Genomic DNA, 15435 nt, shown 5'->3' on the forward strand with positions numbered 1-15435 from the left:
GGGTCCTGGGAGAGTAGGACGCTGCCAAGCAGACAAGCCATGAGATTCTAAACCAATCTCATGGAATCTATTCCCTGATAGCTCAGTTGGTAGAGCACTCGACTGTTAATCGAGTTGTCACAGGTTCGAGTCCTGTTCGGGGAGCCATTTAAGGCCCGTTGGTCAAGCGGTTAAGACACCTCCCTTTCACGGAGGTAACAGGGGTTCGATTCCCCTACGGGTCATTTATATATGGAGGCTTAGCTCAGCTGGGAGAGCATCTGCCTTACAAGCAGAGGGTCGGGGGTTCGAGCCCCTCAGCCTCCACCATATATAATATTGACGCGGGGTGGAGCAGTTCGGTAGCTCGTCGGGCTCATAACCCGAAGGTCGTAGGTTCAAATCCTGCCCCCGCAATTAAAAATTATTTAGTGTGGAGCCGTGGTGTAGAGGCCTAACATGCCTGCCTGTCACGCAGGAGACCGCGGGTTCGAATCCCGTCGGCTCCGCCATTAAAAATTTTTAAAAAGACTCTCTTATTAAGAGCCATTAGCTCAGTTGGTAGAGCACCTGACTTTTAATCAGGGTGTCGAAGGTTCGAGTCCTTCATGGCTCACTTTTATGAATGCGCGCGTATGGCGGAATTGGCAGACGCACTAGACTTAGGATCTAGCGTCTAACGACGTGGGGGTTCAAGTCCCTCTACGCGCATCATAAATTGCGGACGTGGCTCAGCGGTAGAGCATCGCCTTGCCAAGGCGAGGGTCGCGGGTTCGATTCCCGTCGTCCGCTCCATAATTTAAAATGCGCCCTTAGCTCAGCTGGATAGAGCGTTTGACTACGAATCAAAAGGTCGGGAGTTCGAATCTCTCAGGGCGCGCCATTTAACTTAATAAGCCGGTGTGGCGGAATGGCAGACGCGCTCGACTCAAAATCGAGTGGGAAACCGTGGAGGTTCGAGTCCTCTCACCGGTATAAGTAAAAGAGTTCATTAGAGATATTTCTCTGATGGGCTTTTTTTGTTTGAGTTTTACTACCCTATTCATTGTCTGAAATGGCAACAACGTGTAACGAACATCTAAAATAATTTTGCTAACTGTCATAGCGAGTCGCTAACGATGGGAAATATTTTAATTTTAGAAAAGGACTCGGCTAGGTGGCGTTCTTTGTATAAATGCCATCGACTTTCCATGGATGTAGACTATTCTCTCTATGTGGAATGGTATAGTATGCTTTCTTGTGGCTGACCCAATAGCTAATGGTTTTCTGACTCTTACGCTTTGTAACAGTGAATATGACCTCCTGTAATATCAAAGTGTTGGAGTAACTCTACCGCTTGAGAGATGTCGTTAACTTGACCTCCTGTTAGAAGAATGAAGGCAGATTTCCGAGTCCATCTTCGAAAGTAAAAAGTGCAGTTATTTTACTCATGGGCTCGGACCGAAGTGCTGATTAACGCCAAGCATCACAATTACTAGCAATTCAAATAATGGCATTCAACATCGTAGAATCATTGCTTTTGATGGATATCCAAATCGATAAGGTGTGAACATATCCTTCCTTAATTTGTTCCCATTGTCCATCCTTAGTTTATACTATCTCTGATTCATTATTAAGGCTTCAATCGTTTTTCTCAAATGATACCACGATTTCTTAGACACGTCCTAGTTAATAATAATAAGGTAATTTTCTACTTATAATTTGATGATATCTTATAAAAAATTACTGTTTTTTTATATATTAATAGTTTAATATTAGACTAAAGGTTGATTTATGAACATTAATGTGATTTTTTTCACTTTATAAATTTGGTTTTTATAAATAGTTTTTTTATTGAATCCTGTAAAATAGAAAGTTTATAAAGAATAGCATAATAACTAACATCTATATTCTATTTAATTTACTAATCTTCTAGATATACTCCTTAATTACCCCACGATAATTACACTACAAAATTCTTTTATAATGTAATACTGAATTTTCGTTTTCTTATCCATCCCATGAAAAATAAAAGAGACTCTAACTTACAAATGTTTGTGAAACGGTTCCAATTCTTTTTAGTAAATGTATTTTTTTAAACCGCAATTTTCATTTTGTTCCTATCCCTGAGATCGGAGTCCAATAGGAGTAGAACTATGGAAATCTTAATTATAAATTAGAGTATTCATAATTAAGATACAAGCATGTAATCCCATAAATATCAAATTCAAATGCTGTTCTTCCTTTCTTATTTTTAGTTACTAATATTATTTTTTGAATAAATTTAATATTTAAAGAAGCAATAAATATATTAAGAGGAGGATTTTAGATGAACAACTCATTAAAGGTAGCAGGAATTCATAATGAAATTCACAAGTTTAAGGAACTATTTATTAATTTGAAAAAGGGATTTAGATTTTCTAGATTAGGTAAGCCTTTTAAAACTTCTAATTGTAAATACTTTCTAGATTCTGGAACTGGGAAAGTATTTTACGCTCGATGAGAATACCTACCGAGTAATAGAATGCTTATGGAACACGGATGAATTTGAACGTTTGTTTGAGTTAGAAATGACTTCTGAGGAATTGTTACATAGCTTAAAAGAAGTAGAGGAAGCTGTAAATACTGAGAATATATTAAAGATTCCCTCGATTGACGAAATGTATAGCTATAATGGTGAAGTTTTTTATGCTAAGGAAGCCCCTAATATTCAAACCGAACATATTTCATTTGAGATGACAGAACGTTGTAATTTAAGGTGTAGATATTGTATTTACCATGAAGGTGAAGCTGGATTCCGTTCGTTTGGAAATAGAGATATTAATTTAGATACTTGCAAAAAAGCGGTGGATATGTTGTCAGAGTCAACGAAAGAAGAGGTCTACATTACTTTTTACGGTAGGGAACCTCTACTTCGGTTTGATATCATGAAAGATACGATAGAGTATAGCAAGGTCAAGCTTCACGGTAAAAAAGTATTTTATAATATGACCACAAATGCGACTTTGATTACTGACGTAATCGCAAATTATTGTGCATCGTTAGAGCACCATTCTACATTGGTTAGCTTAGATGAACCTGAATGGATGCATGATAAAAATAGAGTCTATTGCAATGGAATAGGAATGTTTTAAATTTAACAAAGCATCACATGTTCTATTAAGTAATCTAGGTTTGACTTTCCTGTAAAGTAGAAGTGTGATAAGTGAGGTCTTATTATAATTCATTTAATGTTCGCACATTTGCATGAGATCATACTTCAGAACATTATGGGAAAGTTGAATAATTTTTCGAAAGGGGGGATTAGTTTGCCCAAGTCCCATCTACTGTCCTTACTTCTTATAGGTTTAGTTATATTTGGATTAGTAGGGTGTACAAGCTTGCCAGCAGGTGACACTACACAGTTAAGAGTAATGACTTACGACAAAGAAAACCGATACTTTAACAGTAAATACGGTGATATGTTCCATACCCAGAACGATTCAATTAAGATTGATCTTGTTAGAACCAAAAGTATAGAGCTTGATAGGAATGCATCTAATTATGTACAAGCTCTACAACAATCTATTGAACAAGAAGAATTGGATGTCCTTCAGTTAAGTACTTATGAATATAAACAATTATCAGAAGCAGGGTTTTTATTAGACCTCGAACCGCTAGTGGTGCGGGATAACTACAATATCGATACTATTTATCCTTCAATTACCCACTTCTTAAGGGAGCAAGGTAGTGGAAGGTTATATGGTTTTGCACCTACTTTTCAGCGACAAGCTATCTATTACAATATTGATTTGTTTGAGAAATATAGAATTGAACAGCCACACGATGGAATGACTTGGCAAGAGCTTATTAACTTGGCAGAGCAATTTCCTACAGATGGAGATGAGCAATCTAGGATATATGGTGGATTTGATACTTTTGGATTAAGCCAAGAAGGTCATTTAAGAAATTTAGGTTTGACGATCGGTTTATCTATGGGATTAAAAGCGGTAAATCTTGATATAAAACAAGCTACTATGGATACAGAAGGCTGGAAGCAGGCATATCAACAAGCTCAAGCGGCATTAGCCACTAATTCCATCCATAAGAGAGGGCATAACACGGATAAAGATTTCAATGAACAGCAACTATTTTCGCAGGGACGACAAGCAATATTGATAGATGATCCTAACTATGTATATAGTGAGCTTGCCAATATAGGTGAGGGAAAATCAGGGGTTAAGTCCTTCAGAGTAGGTATGGTTGTTGGTCCGGTAAATCACTCTGACAGAGAAATAACAAGGGATCTGAATTTGAATAATGACTATGTATATGCAATTCGTGCCAAATCATCGAATGTAGATGCTGCATGGGAATTATTGAAATTTATGCAGGGTGATGAGGTTGCAGGTGAATTGGCAAGAAGACCTGATAACGGGATACCTTCACGAATGGGTCAAACAAGTAATTTTTATGGTATTAACCTAGAAGGATTTTATCACTTAAATTCTGTACAACAGGGTGGTTACTTTGATGATCCAAAGAAGATTCTTGCGGATGATTTCCCATTAAAATATGAGGAGATTACGTATCGTGAATGGGCTCTAGTAGAGAAGTCTCTAAAAACCATTGATGAGGCGCTACAGAGTATTCAACGAGACTTACAAGTTGCTCTTGATGAAGCAATCCTATCTAAGAAAATGAATGGAGAAAATGGTGAAATGAAGACAGACAATGGTATGACAATTCATTGGGATGATTTTAAGACAATTCCCTTTAAATGACTATGCTGCAAGTTGAGCAGAGATCGGAGTCAATGATGTATAGAAAATGGTTACGTATAATTACGATGCTTATTGTTAGTTGCTTGCTAATAGTAGGTTGTACAGATAAATCAAAGGTTCCGATTGGACCAGAGAAGAATCAGGATATGATTACGCTTAAGGTCATCTATTATGATTCTGAATTATTTTACAAGCAATATGGAGATTGGTTTACTACACTCAATAATCATATTCAGTTTGAAGTAATTAGTGATGCAGATATTTACAAGGATATGGGGGATAAGACGAAGGAAGAAGTGTACGCACAGTTTATCTCTGAAGAACAACCAGATATTTTAATTCTGAATACAGATCAGTTTAAAAATCAACTAAACGATGGTAGTTTGACAGAACTTGGTTCGCTAAGTGTTAGAGATGAATATAGTTTGGAGGGGTTCGTTCCTGGTTTAGTTGAGCAATTGCGTGAACTAGGCGGTGGTGGATTGTATGGACTGACTCCGTCATTCTCAAGCAAGGCAATATTATATAACAAGGATCTGTTTAAGAAATATGGTGTAACATTGCCGACTGATGGAATGAGCTGGTACGATATCATTGATCTTGCCCGTCATTTTCCTACTGGCGGGGATAAGCAGTCAAGAATTTATGGATATACCGATGGAAATATATATGAAGCTCCGATGGAGTTAATTACATTAATAGATAAGATGAGCCAAACTGAAGGATTATCTATCGTCAATACAGACAAGATGCAGATGACTATAGATACAACTGCGTGGAAGAAAGTAATTCAGACCGCAATACAAGCAGAACAATCTGGTGCCATTTTTAATTCTATGGATACATTATTTACAAGTGGAACAAGAGATGAGTTTTATGATAGCCAACCATTTCTAATGGGACGTTCTGCTATGCACATTGGATCCGTAACGTCACTAGCACTTTTAGATCATTTTAAGCAAGATTTAAAGGAAGATATGCCCTTTGAGATGGGCATAGTTGCTGGACCAGTCGATCCCCTTGATCCTGATTCCACTTATGTGACTCCAGACGATGTATTCGCCATTCACGCAACATCCGTTAATCAAGATGCAGCATGGGAATTTATTAAGTATGTGTGTGGTGAAGATTACGCTCGTGCTAGCTCCAAATCTAATGAACTATTGTTAAGTCAGCAACTGTTATTAAGTCGATCTGGGTTTATGAAGGAATATGAAGGAGTAAGCTTAGAGCCATTTTATAAGTTGAAAGCAAAGCTACTAAAACGAAGTAGTGATTGGGAAAAGCTGCCGGATTCATTTTTTAATGATTTTGCTACGATCTTAGGTAGAGAATTAGAGCTAGTGATAAAAGGACATAAGAGTCTTGATGAGGCATTAGCAGTAGTAAAGACTGAGTCTCAAGGTAAACTAGAACAATCTGTTAAGAATAGATAGGATAATGAATTTAAGCTAAAACAAATGTAAGATGAAGGGAAGCAGCACAATGAAAAAATATAAAAAAGATTTTGTGCTATTTTTAAATACTTTAAAAAAGCTGCATATACGAAAAAGTTCAATACTGCTAGTATATTTATAATGATAATATCAAATTTATTATCATTGGCTTTCCCTTTATTCTTTGGAAACATTATTAATGCTATAGTAAGTCAATCATTTTATACAATAAAAATGAATTTATTGTATATGTTATAATGTTTTATAGTTTCAACTATGCTAGATTATAAAAATCAAAAATTGATTATTAAAACTTAGCTATTCTGTAGAACTTAATATTAAAGAGGATTTGTTTAATTCGATTTTGAAGATGCCTTATTCTAGGTTTAATAAAATTGATAAAGGGAGACTAATCAATAATATTGAAAGTGATTCATCAATTCTTTTTGATAATATGAATGTTGTAGTTCAGACATTAAGTATGCTAATTTCCTTAATATTTATGGTATACATAAGTCCGCTACTAACGCTTGTAACCATAGTTACATTTCCTATTATATTCATAATATACATTTATTCGGGTAAAATGATTAAATCTAAAGAGATTGAGTATATGAAAATGCATGATTCTTTTATATCATTTTTATATGAATCCATATCAGGATTGAAATCAATAAAACTTTTTAAGGTTGAAACCAAATGGAATGAAACTTTTAAAAAGAATGTCAAGGATATTAATAATAAAAATATAGAGAAGTTTAATGTTCAACTAATAACTCAAGTGATCATTAGTTCAGTAACATTTGTAATAAATAATTTAAATATAATTTTAGCAATATATTTGATATTTAATGGTAGACTAAGTTTAGGTATGATGACTGCTTTCAATGAATACTCGGATAAGTTTAAAGGTGTACTGTTACTATTATCAAGTCTTAACTCTAAAATACAGCAGCTCTCTGTTTCCCTGCGTAGAGTAATTGAAATTTTAGAACATGGAAGTATAAAGTTGTAGGAAGTTAATAGACCAGAAATATATAACAAGATTGAAAAAATAGAAATTAAAAATTTAAATCACACTACACAAAGCAATGTTGAGATTTTTAAAGATATGAATATCAATTTCTATAAAAATAATATATATATTATAAAAGGTGAAAGTGGTTCTGGAAAAACATCTTTATTAAATATATTATCAAAATTAATTGACGATTATACTGGGGAAATATTAATTAATGGTATAGAATTAAAATGCTATAGTGAAGAACAACTAAGAAATAGAGTGAGTTATATAACACAAGAAAACTATATATTTTGAATTAATAATAAGTTTACCAATCAATACGATACTGTGTTTAATGAAGAGGGTTTAAACTTCTCAGGGGGGCAAATACAAAGAATATGCTTTGCGAGGGCAATTGTAAGTAATCCTGATGTATATTTATTTGATGAAATTACGTCAGCCACTCATGAAAAATTCAAATTTAATATTCCTATAATTGAATGTAGTGTAGTTAATAAATCAATAATACAATTTTAAGAATTGCATTTAATCTAAGATGATGGTCTACCCATTTTTCAGCAAGTAGGTATTACTAAGTATCATCTTATGGTTTACTGCCTCAATGCTTGATGTCTCTGATCCTGATCAGAGCATTAAGCGTTTTTTATTATTACTACCCTATTGATTGTTGAAACTGAAGACCGCTTTCATCCTCACATTACTTAACTCAATTGCCGACCATTTTAACCAATCAGACAGCTATAAAATAAAAAACGGACGTTACTCTTGCAAGAGTACGCCCGTTTAGAAATATTCTATTTACTTTTTCCTTTACTTAACCCTCGAATACCCTTGTAGACAGATTCGCACAACTCCGTGGTAAACCTGCCTGACATTCCTTCAAGCGCGGTATTGGTGAACGCTACAACACTAAGCTCCTCGCTCGGATCAACAAACCAGGAGTGACCATAGGTGCCGCCCATCCGCCATGTTCCCGGCGATTCTGGTGTATTGGCATCCGCTGGATCTTTAAGCAGCGTGAATCCAAGTCCAAAGCCTCTTCCCGGCCAATAGGGCATGACAAGGTCTCCAATTTGATTGCTTGTCATTTGTGTGACAAGAGCACTTGGCAGAATCGGATCTCCTCCTTTTCGCAAAACTTCCAACAGTTTAAGAAAGTCCCCTGCGCTGCCAATCATACCAGCTCCCCCGGAAGGATAAGCTTTTTTATCGGTAAACCTATTGGGTGAAAGGAGGAATCCTGCTGTCCCCTCCACAAAAGGAACCGTATCAAAATCATGCAATCGCCGAGGTTCTCCAGCGTTGTCTGCGTAAGCAGTGGTCAATCTTTCAATATCCACGGCCTTGAAATCCGTGTCCATCATGGAAAGCGGATGAGTTACAAGCTTTTGTATAGCTTCAGGTAGTGGCATTCCAGTCACCTTTTCAATTACCGCTCCGAGCACGTCTGTGGCTATGGAATACCTCCACATCTTCCCCGGCTCATATAGAAGCGGAACAGAAGCGAGTCTTTGCAGATTCTCTTCAAGTGTAATTTCCGTCAGATCCATGCCGTCCGATACTCCGGCAAGCTCATAAGTTCCCGTTTCTTCCTGGAAGAAACGGTAGGTTAGACCAGCGGTGTGTGTCATCAGATGATGTATGGTCATGCGGGCATATTGTCCGTTTGGCAATTTGGGTCGAAAGACGGGCAACCATTTCTCCACTGGATCGTTTAACTGCAATCTCCCTTGTGAAATTAATACTAAGGCCGCCGTTGAAACAATCGGCTTGGTTACTGATGCATATCTAAACAAAGTATTTTCCTGCATCGGCCGTTTTTGCTCGCGGTCGGCCCAGCCAGCAGGCCTGTTGTAAACAAGGTTTCCGCCTAATGCAATTTGGACGACGGTACCCACAATTCTTTTTTCCTCAAGTGTATGGTCAATTACCTCATTGACGCTTTTATACAGCAATTCCAGATCTACTGTTTTCATGCTTCTCATCCTCTCCTGTTGTAATTTCCTTGATTATTTATAGCAAGTGTGTTTATTATATAAATAATTTCTGTTACCTTACATAAAACAAACAAGTTAGAAAAAGAAATTTTTGATGATTATAAAGGTATTTAAAGGAAATAACTTTTAAATTAAAGGGAGGCAATTTTCTTGGACGAAATCGATAAAAATATTCTGCTTCATTTGCAGAACCAGGCGAGATTATCAATGACGGATTTAGGAAAGCTGGTGGGACTGTCACAGCCAGCCGTAACTGAACGTGTAAAACGCATGGAAGAAAAGGGGATTATTGAGGAATACCGAACCGTCATTTCTTGGCAAAAATTCGGTAAGCAATGCACAGCTTATATGCTTGTTCGGACCCGTAATTGCTATCCTTTTCTTGACTTTTGTCATTCTTCACCAGAGGTTATGGAGTGTTACCGGATAAGCGGAGAACATAATTATGTATTGAAGGTCCTCACGAATACAACCCAGGAGCTGGAGGAGTTTGAAAACCGATGTGATCAATACGGAACCTATACGACTATGATCGTAATGTCTTCACCGATTGCTTATAAAAATCTCATTGGAGAAGCGGATTTACTCGTATAAAATATACTTCTTTAGACCGTACACACCCTAATTCAAAAAAAAAGAATCCGCGTCATATAGCAGATTCTTTTTTTGCTTATGTTACATATACTCCTGTATTCCTTTAGGAAGGAAAGCCATGCTTTTTAGCTTTCAAAGCTGCATGCAAAGAGGGGATTAGTAGGAATATTAATGACCACGGAAGGAATTTAGCTCCAAGCAACTCGAGAAGGAACCCGCCGATAATACCTCCTCCGCCGATTGCCACATTCCACGCAGTAACCAGCATCGATTGGGCTATATCTGCGCTTTTTCCCCCAGCTTGTGCAATTGCTGTTTGCAGTAAAGTGGCGGCTCCACCAAACGTTAGCCCCCACACTGCAACGCCAAGCATGATGATTACAGGTTGATTCATTCCGATTCCTAGCGCTGTAGAAGCCAAAGAAAATCCTGCAATACTGATTAAAACGAGTATTCTTAGAAAACGGTCAATCAGTATGCCTATGACCCAAATCCCGACTACTGATGTAATTCCGAAAATAAGGAGAACCAAATCCACTCGGTGAGCCAACTCAGTTTCCGCAAGATATGGGGAAATATAAGTGTACAAAATATTATGAGCTAGTACCCAAGTTAAAACGACGAACAAAATCGTCCGTATGCCAGGAATTAAGAAAACCTTGTGAAAAGGAAGTTGGTTACCTGAAGGTTCACCTGCGTAATCGGGCACTTTCCAGAGTACCCAGCCAATAAGGGCTGCAGTCAGTAAAGATACAGCTCCGAAAATAAGACGCCACCCTGTATATGTTCCCAAAAAGGTACCAAGCGGAACGCCTAGTGCCAATGCTAGCGGGGTACCGACCATGGCCACGGCCATCGCTTTTCCTTTCAGCGAATCAGGTACCATCCGCCGTGCATAACCGGCTGTCATCCCCCAGAGAACACCCGCAGATACACCAGCGAAGAAACGCGCAACAAGTGTCAATACATAAAAGGAAGATAACGCAGTAATGGTGTTAAATACAAGAAAGCCGATGATGCACAACAGCAGAAGCGGCCGACGTCTCCACCCACGTGTAGCCGTGGTCAAAGGAATGGCGGCTAGAAGAGATCCAATCGCATAGAGAGTGACCAATTGTCCTGCAAGAGCTTCTCTAACCCCAAGATCCTGTGCAATTTGCGGCAGTAATCCAGCAGGTAGGCCTTCCGTTAGAATGCAGATGAACCCCGCCATGGCTAAAGCTAGTAGCCCGGCCCACGGGAGATGATTGGAAGACGGCACATTTGGACAGTAAACTTTTCTAAGAGCAGTGTTTAAGTTCACGAAATAATCTCCTTTAATAATTTTTTTGCGGTTACAAAAGTTTTCACTCCTATAAGCTTATATAAATAAAGAGCCTTCTTACATAGATGATTAAAGGTGGACGAAGTAAATTACGATGAAATTATTTTTATTTTTATAGAAATACCATGATTTTAAAACCAATGAGATAGTATCAATAGAATGGAGGGGACTACGTCAGTTTTTTCCAAAAATATTTGTTGAAATTACAATTTGAAGATGTTATGATCCATTTATCTAAAATACAGAAAATTGTATATTGAAAGGAGGAGTTATTGTTGTTTGAAGGGCTAAACTCGAAAAGCAGTATAGTAATTCAAAAGGTTGCTGAAGAGCTTCTGTTTGTTGAATTAGATTCAAGAATTCCTAAAATTGATGATTTATCGCAAAAGTATAACGTAGGACGTGGCACTGTACAAAGTGTGTTGAGAAAATTAGAAGAGACTCACTGCATTTCTTTAGAGTCCAGAGGACACTTGGGAACATTCCTTAGAAGCAAAAATGTAAATTTACTGCTTCAATGCTGCGGTTTAAATAATATTGTAGGCGTTATGCCTTTGCCTTACTCCCGTAAATACGAAGGACTTGCTACTGCGCTGCATGAAGTATTTGAAAAGTTGGGTCTGTCTCTTCATTCCGCATTTATGAGAGGAGCAACTATCCGAATAAATAATGTGTTGGAGGGCAGATACGATTTTGCGCTTGTATCCAAGTTTTCAGCGAATGAAGCTGTGGCAAAAAATGATGATTTGATGATTGTGAAAGATTTTGGCCCCAATTCGTATGTTTCTCGTCATGCACTTATTTTTGCCGAGGAAAAGAGCGAAATTGAAGATGGAATGAAGATCGGCGTTGATAGTTATTCTATTGACCAACAAGTTTTAACTCAATTGGAAGTGAAAGAACGAAATGTGGAGTATGTCAATTTGAACTATATGCATTTGCTGAAACATTTAAAAGCAAAGTTAATTGATGCTATGGTATGGAATATGGATGAAATCGACAGTAGTTCTTTGTATTTATCAGGCTTGACGTCGCCAGAAGCTTTAGAGATGGACCACGAGATGAGCCAGGCAGTATGCGTAATACGCAAAAATAATAAGAAGATTGAGTATTTGTTTAATCTGATTTCAACTGCTGAAATTGTAAAAACCCAGCAGGATGTGGAATCTGGCAAATGCATACCCAAATATTGATGCAAATGAACACTTCTGAATAAGCAAGATCAATTTCTTGCTATTCGCTATTGTAAGCGCTTTATAAAGATGGTGCTTAAAAAGCCACCGCGATATGCAATGGCTTGATTTTTGATATTTTGAGATTCTAGTTGCTAAAATGCGCCTGCATCGGCATCCGTTAATATAAGGACACGGGGATGAACCTGTAGAAATGATGCTGGACATTGAGTGGTGATGGGACCAGAAATAGCCCTTTGTAGTGCGTCCAATTTTTCCTTTCCTTTAGCAAGAAGTAATATCTGTTTGGCATGTAATATAGCTCCAATCCCCATCGTAATCGCCTGAGTTGGAACATCTTCTAACGATGCAAAGAAGCGTGCATTAGCTACACGTGTTGATTCATGAAGGGAAACGACATGCGTATTTCCAATCAGTTCATTACCTGGTTCATTGAATCCAATATGTCCATTGTGACCAATACCCAGTAATTGCAGATCAAAAAATGGTGACTTTTCAAGTAATGAATTGTAGTGGGCAGCGGCTTCATCGGCGTCTCCCGAGTTTCCATCGGGAATAAAAGTGTTAGCTGGATCAATATCTATATGCTCAAATAGATGTTTTTTCATAAACTGTGAATAGCTCTGATCATGATCTTTTGGGAGGCCGACGTATTCATCAAGGTTGTAGGTCGTTACGTTGCGGAATGATAGCATTCCCTTTTGATATAATTCTATAAGTTTATTGTATACTCCAATCGGCGTGCTCCCTGTAGCTAAACCTAAAACCGCTTTGGGGTTTGTTTGGAGCAGGCTGGCAATAATAGCGGCCCCTGTTTCATTAAATTGTTCCTCATCGTGCACTCTAATAATATTAAACATTGTTTCCTCCTGGAGAAATAATTTTGCTTATAAACTATTGAACTTAATGTAACACGATGATATGATTAGTTCAATACAAAATACAGAATATTGTATATTGAAAAGATGAGAACAAGGATCAATTCCTCTGCTAGGTGTTTATACAGGGGAAAATATCAAGAGGAGCGTGAAGAAAAGTGAGTGCTTTAAGAGAAAGACTTGATATTTTGTTTACTACTAATACCATCACATTAAGCGCTATGAAGCTGTGTGAGGCAACAATTTCAAAATTTATAAATGCAGATAATGAAAAGCAATACACTAAGTTAATTACTCATCTCGCTATGGCTGTCACACGGATAGAGCGAGAAGAAGAACTGATTGCTCCACCTGAAGATATTATGGAAGAAATCAGACGATCGCCACATTTCTCTCAAGCTGTTGAAAACGTGAAATGGATCGAGTCCCAGATGAGCAATATGTTTCCTAATGAAGAACGACAATATCTGATCATGCATTTTGTTAATGCTTCGCATCATTAAAAAACTTTCGGAAAAGAGGAGAGCACATATGAAAATTGTAATTGGTGGGCAAGTGGAGAAAAAAGAAATTGAGGCATTGGTTAAACAATACGGCGGGGATGCTGTGGAGGTAACCGTAAAAAATGATTTGGAAGCTGCAATGGCACTTAAATCGGGACAAGCTGATTATTATTTGGGCGCTTGTTATACAGGGGGAGGCGGTGCTTTAGCTATGGCGATTGCTCTTGTTGGCAAGCCAAATTGTGCAACGATTTCCATGCCTGGTCAGCCGCCAACACAAGAGAAAGTAGATCAGGCTGTCACTCAAGGTGCAAAAGCATTTGGATTTACTGGCGACCATAAAGACAAAGCTGTTGAGCTTATTATGAGAGCGCTTACCAAGTGAGCATTCCTTCAATACCGATAGGCATAACATCAATACCGGTAGACATTACATCAATATTAAGGGGGGCACTTTATGTTGGAAGCTTTGTTAATCATCGCGTTAGGAACTGTAACTGCTATTATGGCCAATCTAGGAATTGCTGTATTTAATGATGGTCTTAGACCTATTGTCCCTGAAAACCTGGAAGGAAGAATGAGTCGAAAGGAGTTAGGTGTGACCGCTTTTGCCATGAGCTTTGGGCTCGTGATCGGATACGGTTTGCCTATTTCGATTTCAGCTAGTATTTTGCTTATTCACAGTATTTTACTGGGAACGGATATCATCGGGTTAGTTTTTAATCGTGGGAAATTGAGTACAGCTATTGCTGGTGTGCTTGGTGGCTTATATGGTGCTGGCATTTATTTTGGGCTTCAAGCGGTGGTTAAAGCATTTGAAATGCTTCCGCTCAACTTTATTGATGGTTTTAACAAAATAGGTGAGCCTGTCGTTGTTTCCTTTATGGTGTTTCCTGCTCTCGCCATTGCGCTTCAATTTTCGGTGAAGAAAGGTATTATCGCTTTTCTAGCAGCGGCATTAGTTAGACAAATTGCTGTCTTTAGTAACACTAAACAGCTTATTCAAATTGACGGCACGCCAGTTGTTTTGAGTCCGGAAGGTATTGCGTTGATTGTGGGCATGGTATTTTTAATTGTATTTGCGATGAAGGAAAAATCGGACGATCAGAGTCTTTCAACGTTGGCTTCGATGTTCACGGATCGTGTGACACGAATTAAAAAGTTTTCGTGGATCATTATGATCAGCGGCGGTTTGGCCGCAGCTGCCACTAATCTCCTGCTGATTGCTGGCGATCCAATTTCGTTAAGCTTACTGGCAGATGGAAAAATTACAGAGGGTGGGATTGCTGCCTTAGCCAAAGCGATTGGATTTGTACCTCTTATTGCTAGTACGGCAATTGCTACCGGTGTTTTTGGTCCGGTTGGATTTACATTTGTATTCGGAGTAGGGATATTTTCACCGAATCCGCTTATTGCAGCACTGCTTGGTGCGGTCGTTATTTTCTTGGAAATTCAGCTGTTGTCGAAAATGGCTAAATTTTTGGACCGTTATCCAGGAATTCGTTCTTCTGGAGAAAGCATCCGAAATGCAATGACCAGAGTGCTTGAGATTGCACTTTTGATTGGTGGGGCCAATGCGGCTAACGCCATTGTACCGGGACTTGGATATTTTGGAATTGCAGGTTTCTACTTGTTGAATGAAGTAGCAGGACGTCCGATCGTCAGAATGGCAGTAGGTCCTGTGGGAGCAATTGCTGTCGGTATTATAGGGAACATATTAGTTCTGCTAGGACTGTATACACCGCCGCTGTAAGAAGAGAGGGGA

13 protein-coding genes, 10 tRNA genes and 1 pseudogene are annotated in these 15435 nt (G+C 38.2%); 21 read left to right on the forward strand and 3 right to left on the reverse strand.

Annotated elements, in window-relative coordinates:
• The first annotated feature begins 71 nt into the window (after positions 1-71).
• The 16 genes and pseudogenes from ABE099_RS15185 to ABE099_RS15260 all read left to right on the forward strand — a co-directional run bounded on the left by ABE099_RS15185 (position 72) and on the right by ABE099_RS15260 (position 7697).
• Positions 72-147, forward strand: a tRNA-Asn gene (locus tag ABE099_RS15185).
• Positions 148-152: 5 nt separating this feature from the next.
• Positions 153-224: transfer RNA gene (locus tag ABE099_RS15190), tRNA-Glu, on the forward strand.
• Between the two features lie 9 nt (positions 225-233).
• A tRNA-Val gene (locus ABE099_RS15195) sits at positions 234-309 on the forward strand.
• Between the two features lie 13 nt (positions 310-322).
• Positions 323-396 (forward strand) — tRNA-Met (locus ABE099_RS15200).
• Positions 397-414: 18 nt separating this feature from the next.
• Positions 415-491: transfer RNA gene (locus ABE099_RS15205), tRNA-Asp, on the forward strand.
• A gap of 31 nt (positions 492-522) precedes the next feature.
• Positions 523-595, forward strand: a tRNA-Lys gene (locus ABE099_RS15210).
• 13 nt (positions 596-608) lie between these two features.
• Positions 609-690 (forward strand) — tRNA-Leu (locus ABE099_RS15215).
• Between the two features lie 9 nt (positions 691-699).
• A tRNA-Gly gene (locus ABE099_RS15220) sits at positions 700-774 on the forward strand.
• Between the two features lie 11 nt (positions 775-785).
• Positions 786-862 (forward strand) — tRNA-Arg (locus ABE099_RS15225).
• 13 nt (positions 863-875) lie between these two features.
• Positions 876-954 (forward strand) — tRNA-Leu (locus ABE099_RS15230).
• Between the two features lie 1333 nt (positions 955-2287).
• Positions 2288-2461, forward strand: a complete 174-nt coding sequence (locus ABE099_RS15235) for a hypothetical protein (protein ID WP_430031977.1) — start codon at positions 2288-2290, stop codon at positions 2459-2461.
• A 67-nt stretch (positions 2462-2528) separates the two neighbouring features.
• A complete protein-coding gene (locus ABE099_RS15240; RefSeq protein WP_430031978.1) occupies positions 2529-3092 on the forward strand; it encodes a radical SAM protein in 564 nt (187 codons plus the stop codon).
• 174 nt (positions 3093-3266) lie between these two features.
• Positions 3267-4721, forward strand: coding sequence for an ABC transporter substrate-binding protein (locus ABE099_RS15245; RefSeq protein WP_430031979.1), 1455 nt, complete (start codon positions 3267-3269; stop codon positions 4719-4721).
• A 35-nt stretch (positions 4722-4756) separates the two neighbouring features.
• Complete coding sequence (locus ABE099_RS15250; RefSeq protein WP_430031980.1) at positions 4757-6157, forward strand: ABC transporter substrate-binding protein; 1401 nt, start codon at positions 4757-4759, stop codon at positions 6155-6157.
• 337 nt (positions 6158-6494) lie between these two features.
• The gene (locus tag ABE099_RS15255) at positions 6495-7172 is read left to right on the forward strand and encodes an ABC transporter transmembrane domain-containing protein (protein ID WP_430032071.1); all 678 of its coding nucleotides are present in this window, start codon (positions 6495-6497) and stop codon (positions 7170-7172) included.
• A gap of 96 nt (positions 7173-7268) precedes the next feature.
• A pseudogene (locus ABE099_RS15260) lies at positions 7269-7697 on the forward strand (ATP-binding cassette domain-containing protein).
• A 278-nt stretch (positions 7698-7975) separates the two neighbouring features.
• Here the strand turns inward: ABE099_RS15260 and ABE099_RS15265 are convergent.
• A complete protein-coding gene (locus ABE099_RS15265; RefSeq protein ID WP_430031981.1) occupies positions 7976-9157 on the reverse strand; it encodes a serine hydrolase domain-containing protein in 1182 nt (393 codons plus the stop codon).
• A 171-nt stretch (positions 9158-9328) separates the two neighbouring features.
• On the opposite strand from ABE099_RS15265, the gene ABE099_RS15270 reads away from it, so the two are divergent.
• Positions 9329-9772 (forward strand): Lrp/AsnC family transcriptional regulator, encoded by a 444-nt coding sequence (locus tag ABE099_RS15270; RefSeq protein WP_430031982.1) that lies wholly within the window; start codon positions 9329-9331, stop codon positions 9770-9772.
• 103 nt (positions 9773-9875) lie between these two features.
• Here ABE099_RS15270 and ABE099_RS15275 read toward each other — a convergent pair whose 3' ends face one another.
• Entirely contained in the window at positions 9876-11075 is a 1200-nt protein-coding gene (locus tag ABE099_RS15275; protein WP_430031983.1) for an MFS transporter, read from the reverse strand.
• Between the two features lie 296 nt (positions 11076-11371).
• Between ABE099_RS15275 and yhfZ the strand changes: the two genes are divergently transcribed.
• Positions 11372-12289, forward strand: a complete 918-nt coding sequence (yhfZ, locus tag ABE099_RS15280; RefSeq protein WP_430031984.1) for a GntR family transcriptional regulator YhfZ — start codon at positions 11372-11374, stop codon at positions 12287-12289.
• A 134-nt stretch (positions 12290-12423) separates the two neighbouring features.
• On the opposite strand, the gene nagB is transcribed toward yhfZ, so the two are convergent.
• Positions 12424-13149, reverse strand: coding sequence for a glucosamine-6-phosphate deaminase (gene nagB / locus ABE099_RS15285; protein ID WP_430031985.1), 726 nt, complete (start codon positions 13147-13149; stop codon positions 12424-12426).
• A gap of 176 nt (positions 13150-13325) precedes the next feature.
• Here nagB and ABE099_RS15290 point away from each other — a divergent pair, with 176 nt between their 5' ends.
• The 3 genes from ABE099_RS15290 to ABE099_RS15300 all read left to right on the forward strand — a co-directional run bounded on the left by ABE099_RS15290 (position 13326) and on the right by ABE099_RS15300 (position 15423).
• Entirely contained in the window at positions 13326-13670 is a 345-nt protein-coding gene (locus ABE099_RS15290; RefSeq protein ID WP_430031986.1) for a PRD domain-containing protein, read from the forward strand.
• Positions 13671-13698: 28 nt separating this feature from the next.
• Positions 13699-14055: a DUF2620 domain-containing protein gene (locus ABE099_RS15295; RefSeq protein ID WP_430031987.1), complete on the forward strand. Its 357-nt coding sequence runs from the start codon at positions 13699-13701 to the stop codon at positions 14053-14055.
• A 72-nt stretch (positions 14056-14127) separates the two neighbouring features.
• A complete protein-coding gene (locus ABE099_RS15300) occupies positions 14128-15423 on the forward strand; it encodes a YhfT family protein (protein WP_430031988.1) in 1296 nt (431 codons plus the stop codon).
• Positions 15424-15435 lie beyond the last annotated feature (12 nt).

The sequence above is a fragment of the Paenibacillus turicensis genome, assembly GCF_050461185.1.
Taxonomy (GTDB): domain Bacteria; phylum Bacillota; class Bacilli; order Paenibacillales; family Paenibacillaceae; genus Fontibacillus; species Fontibacillus turicensis_A.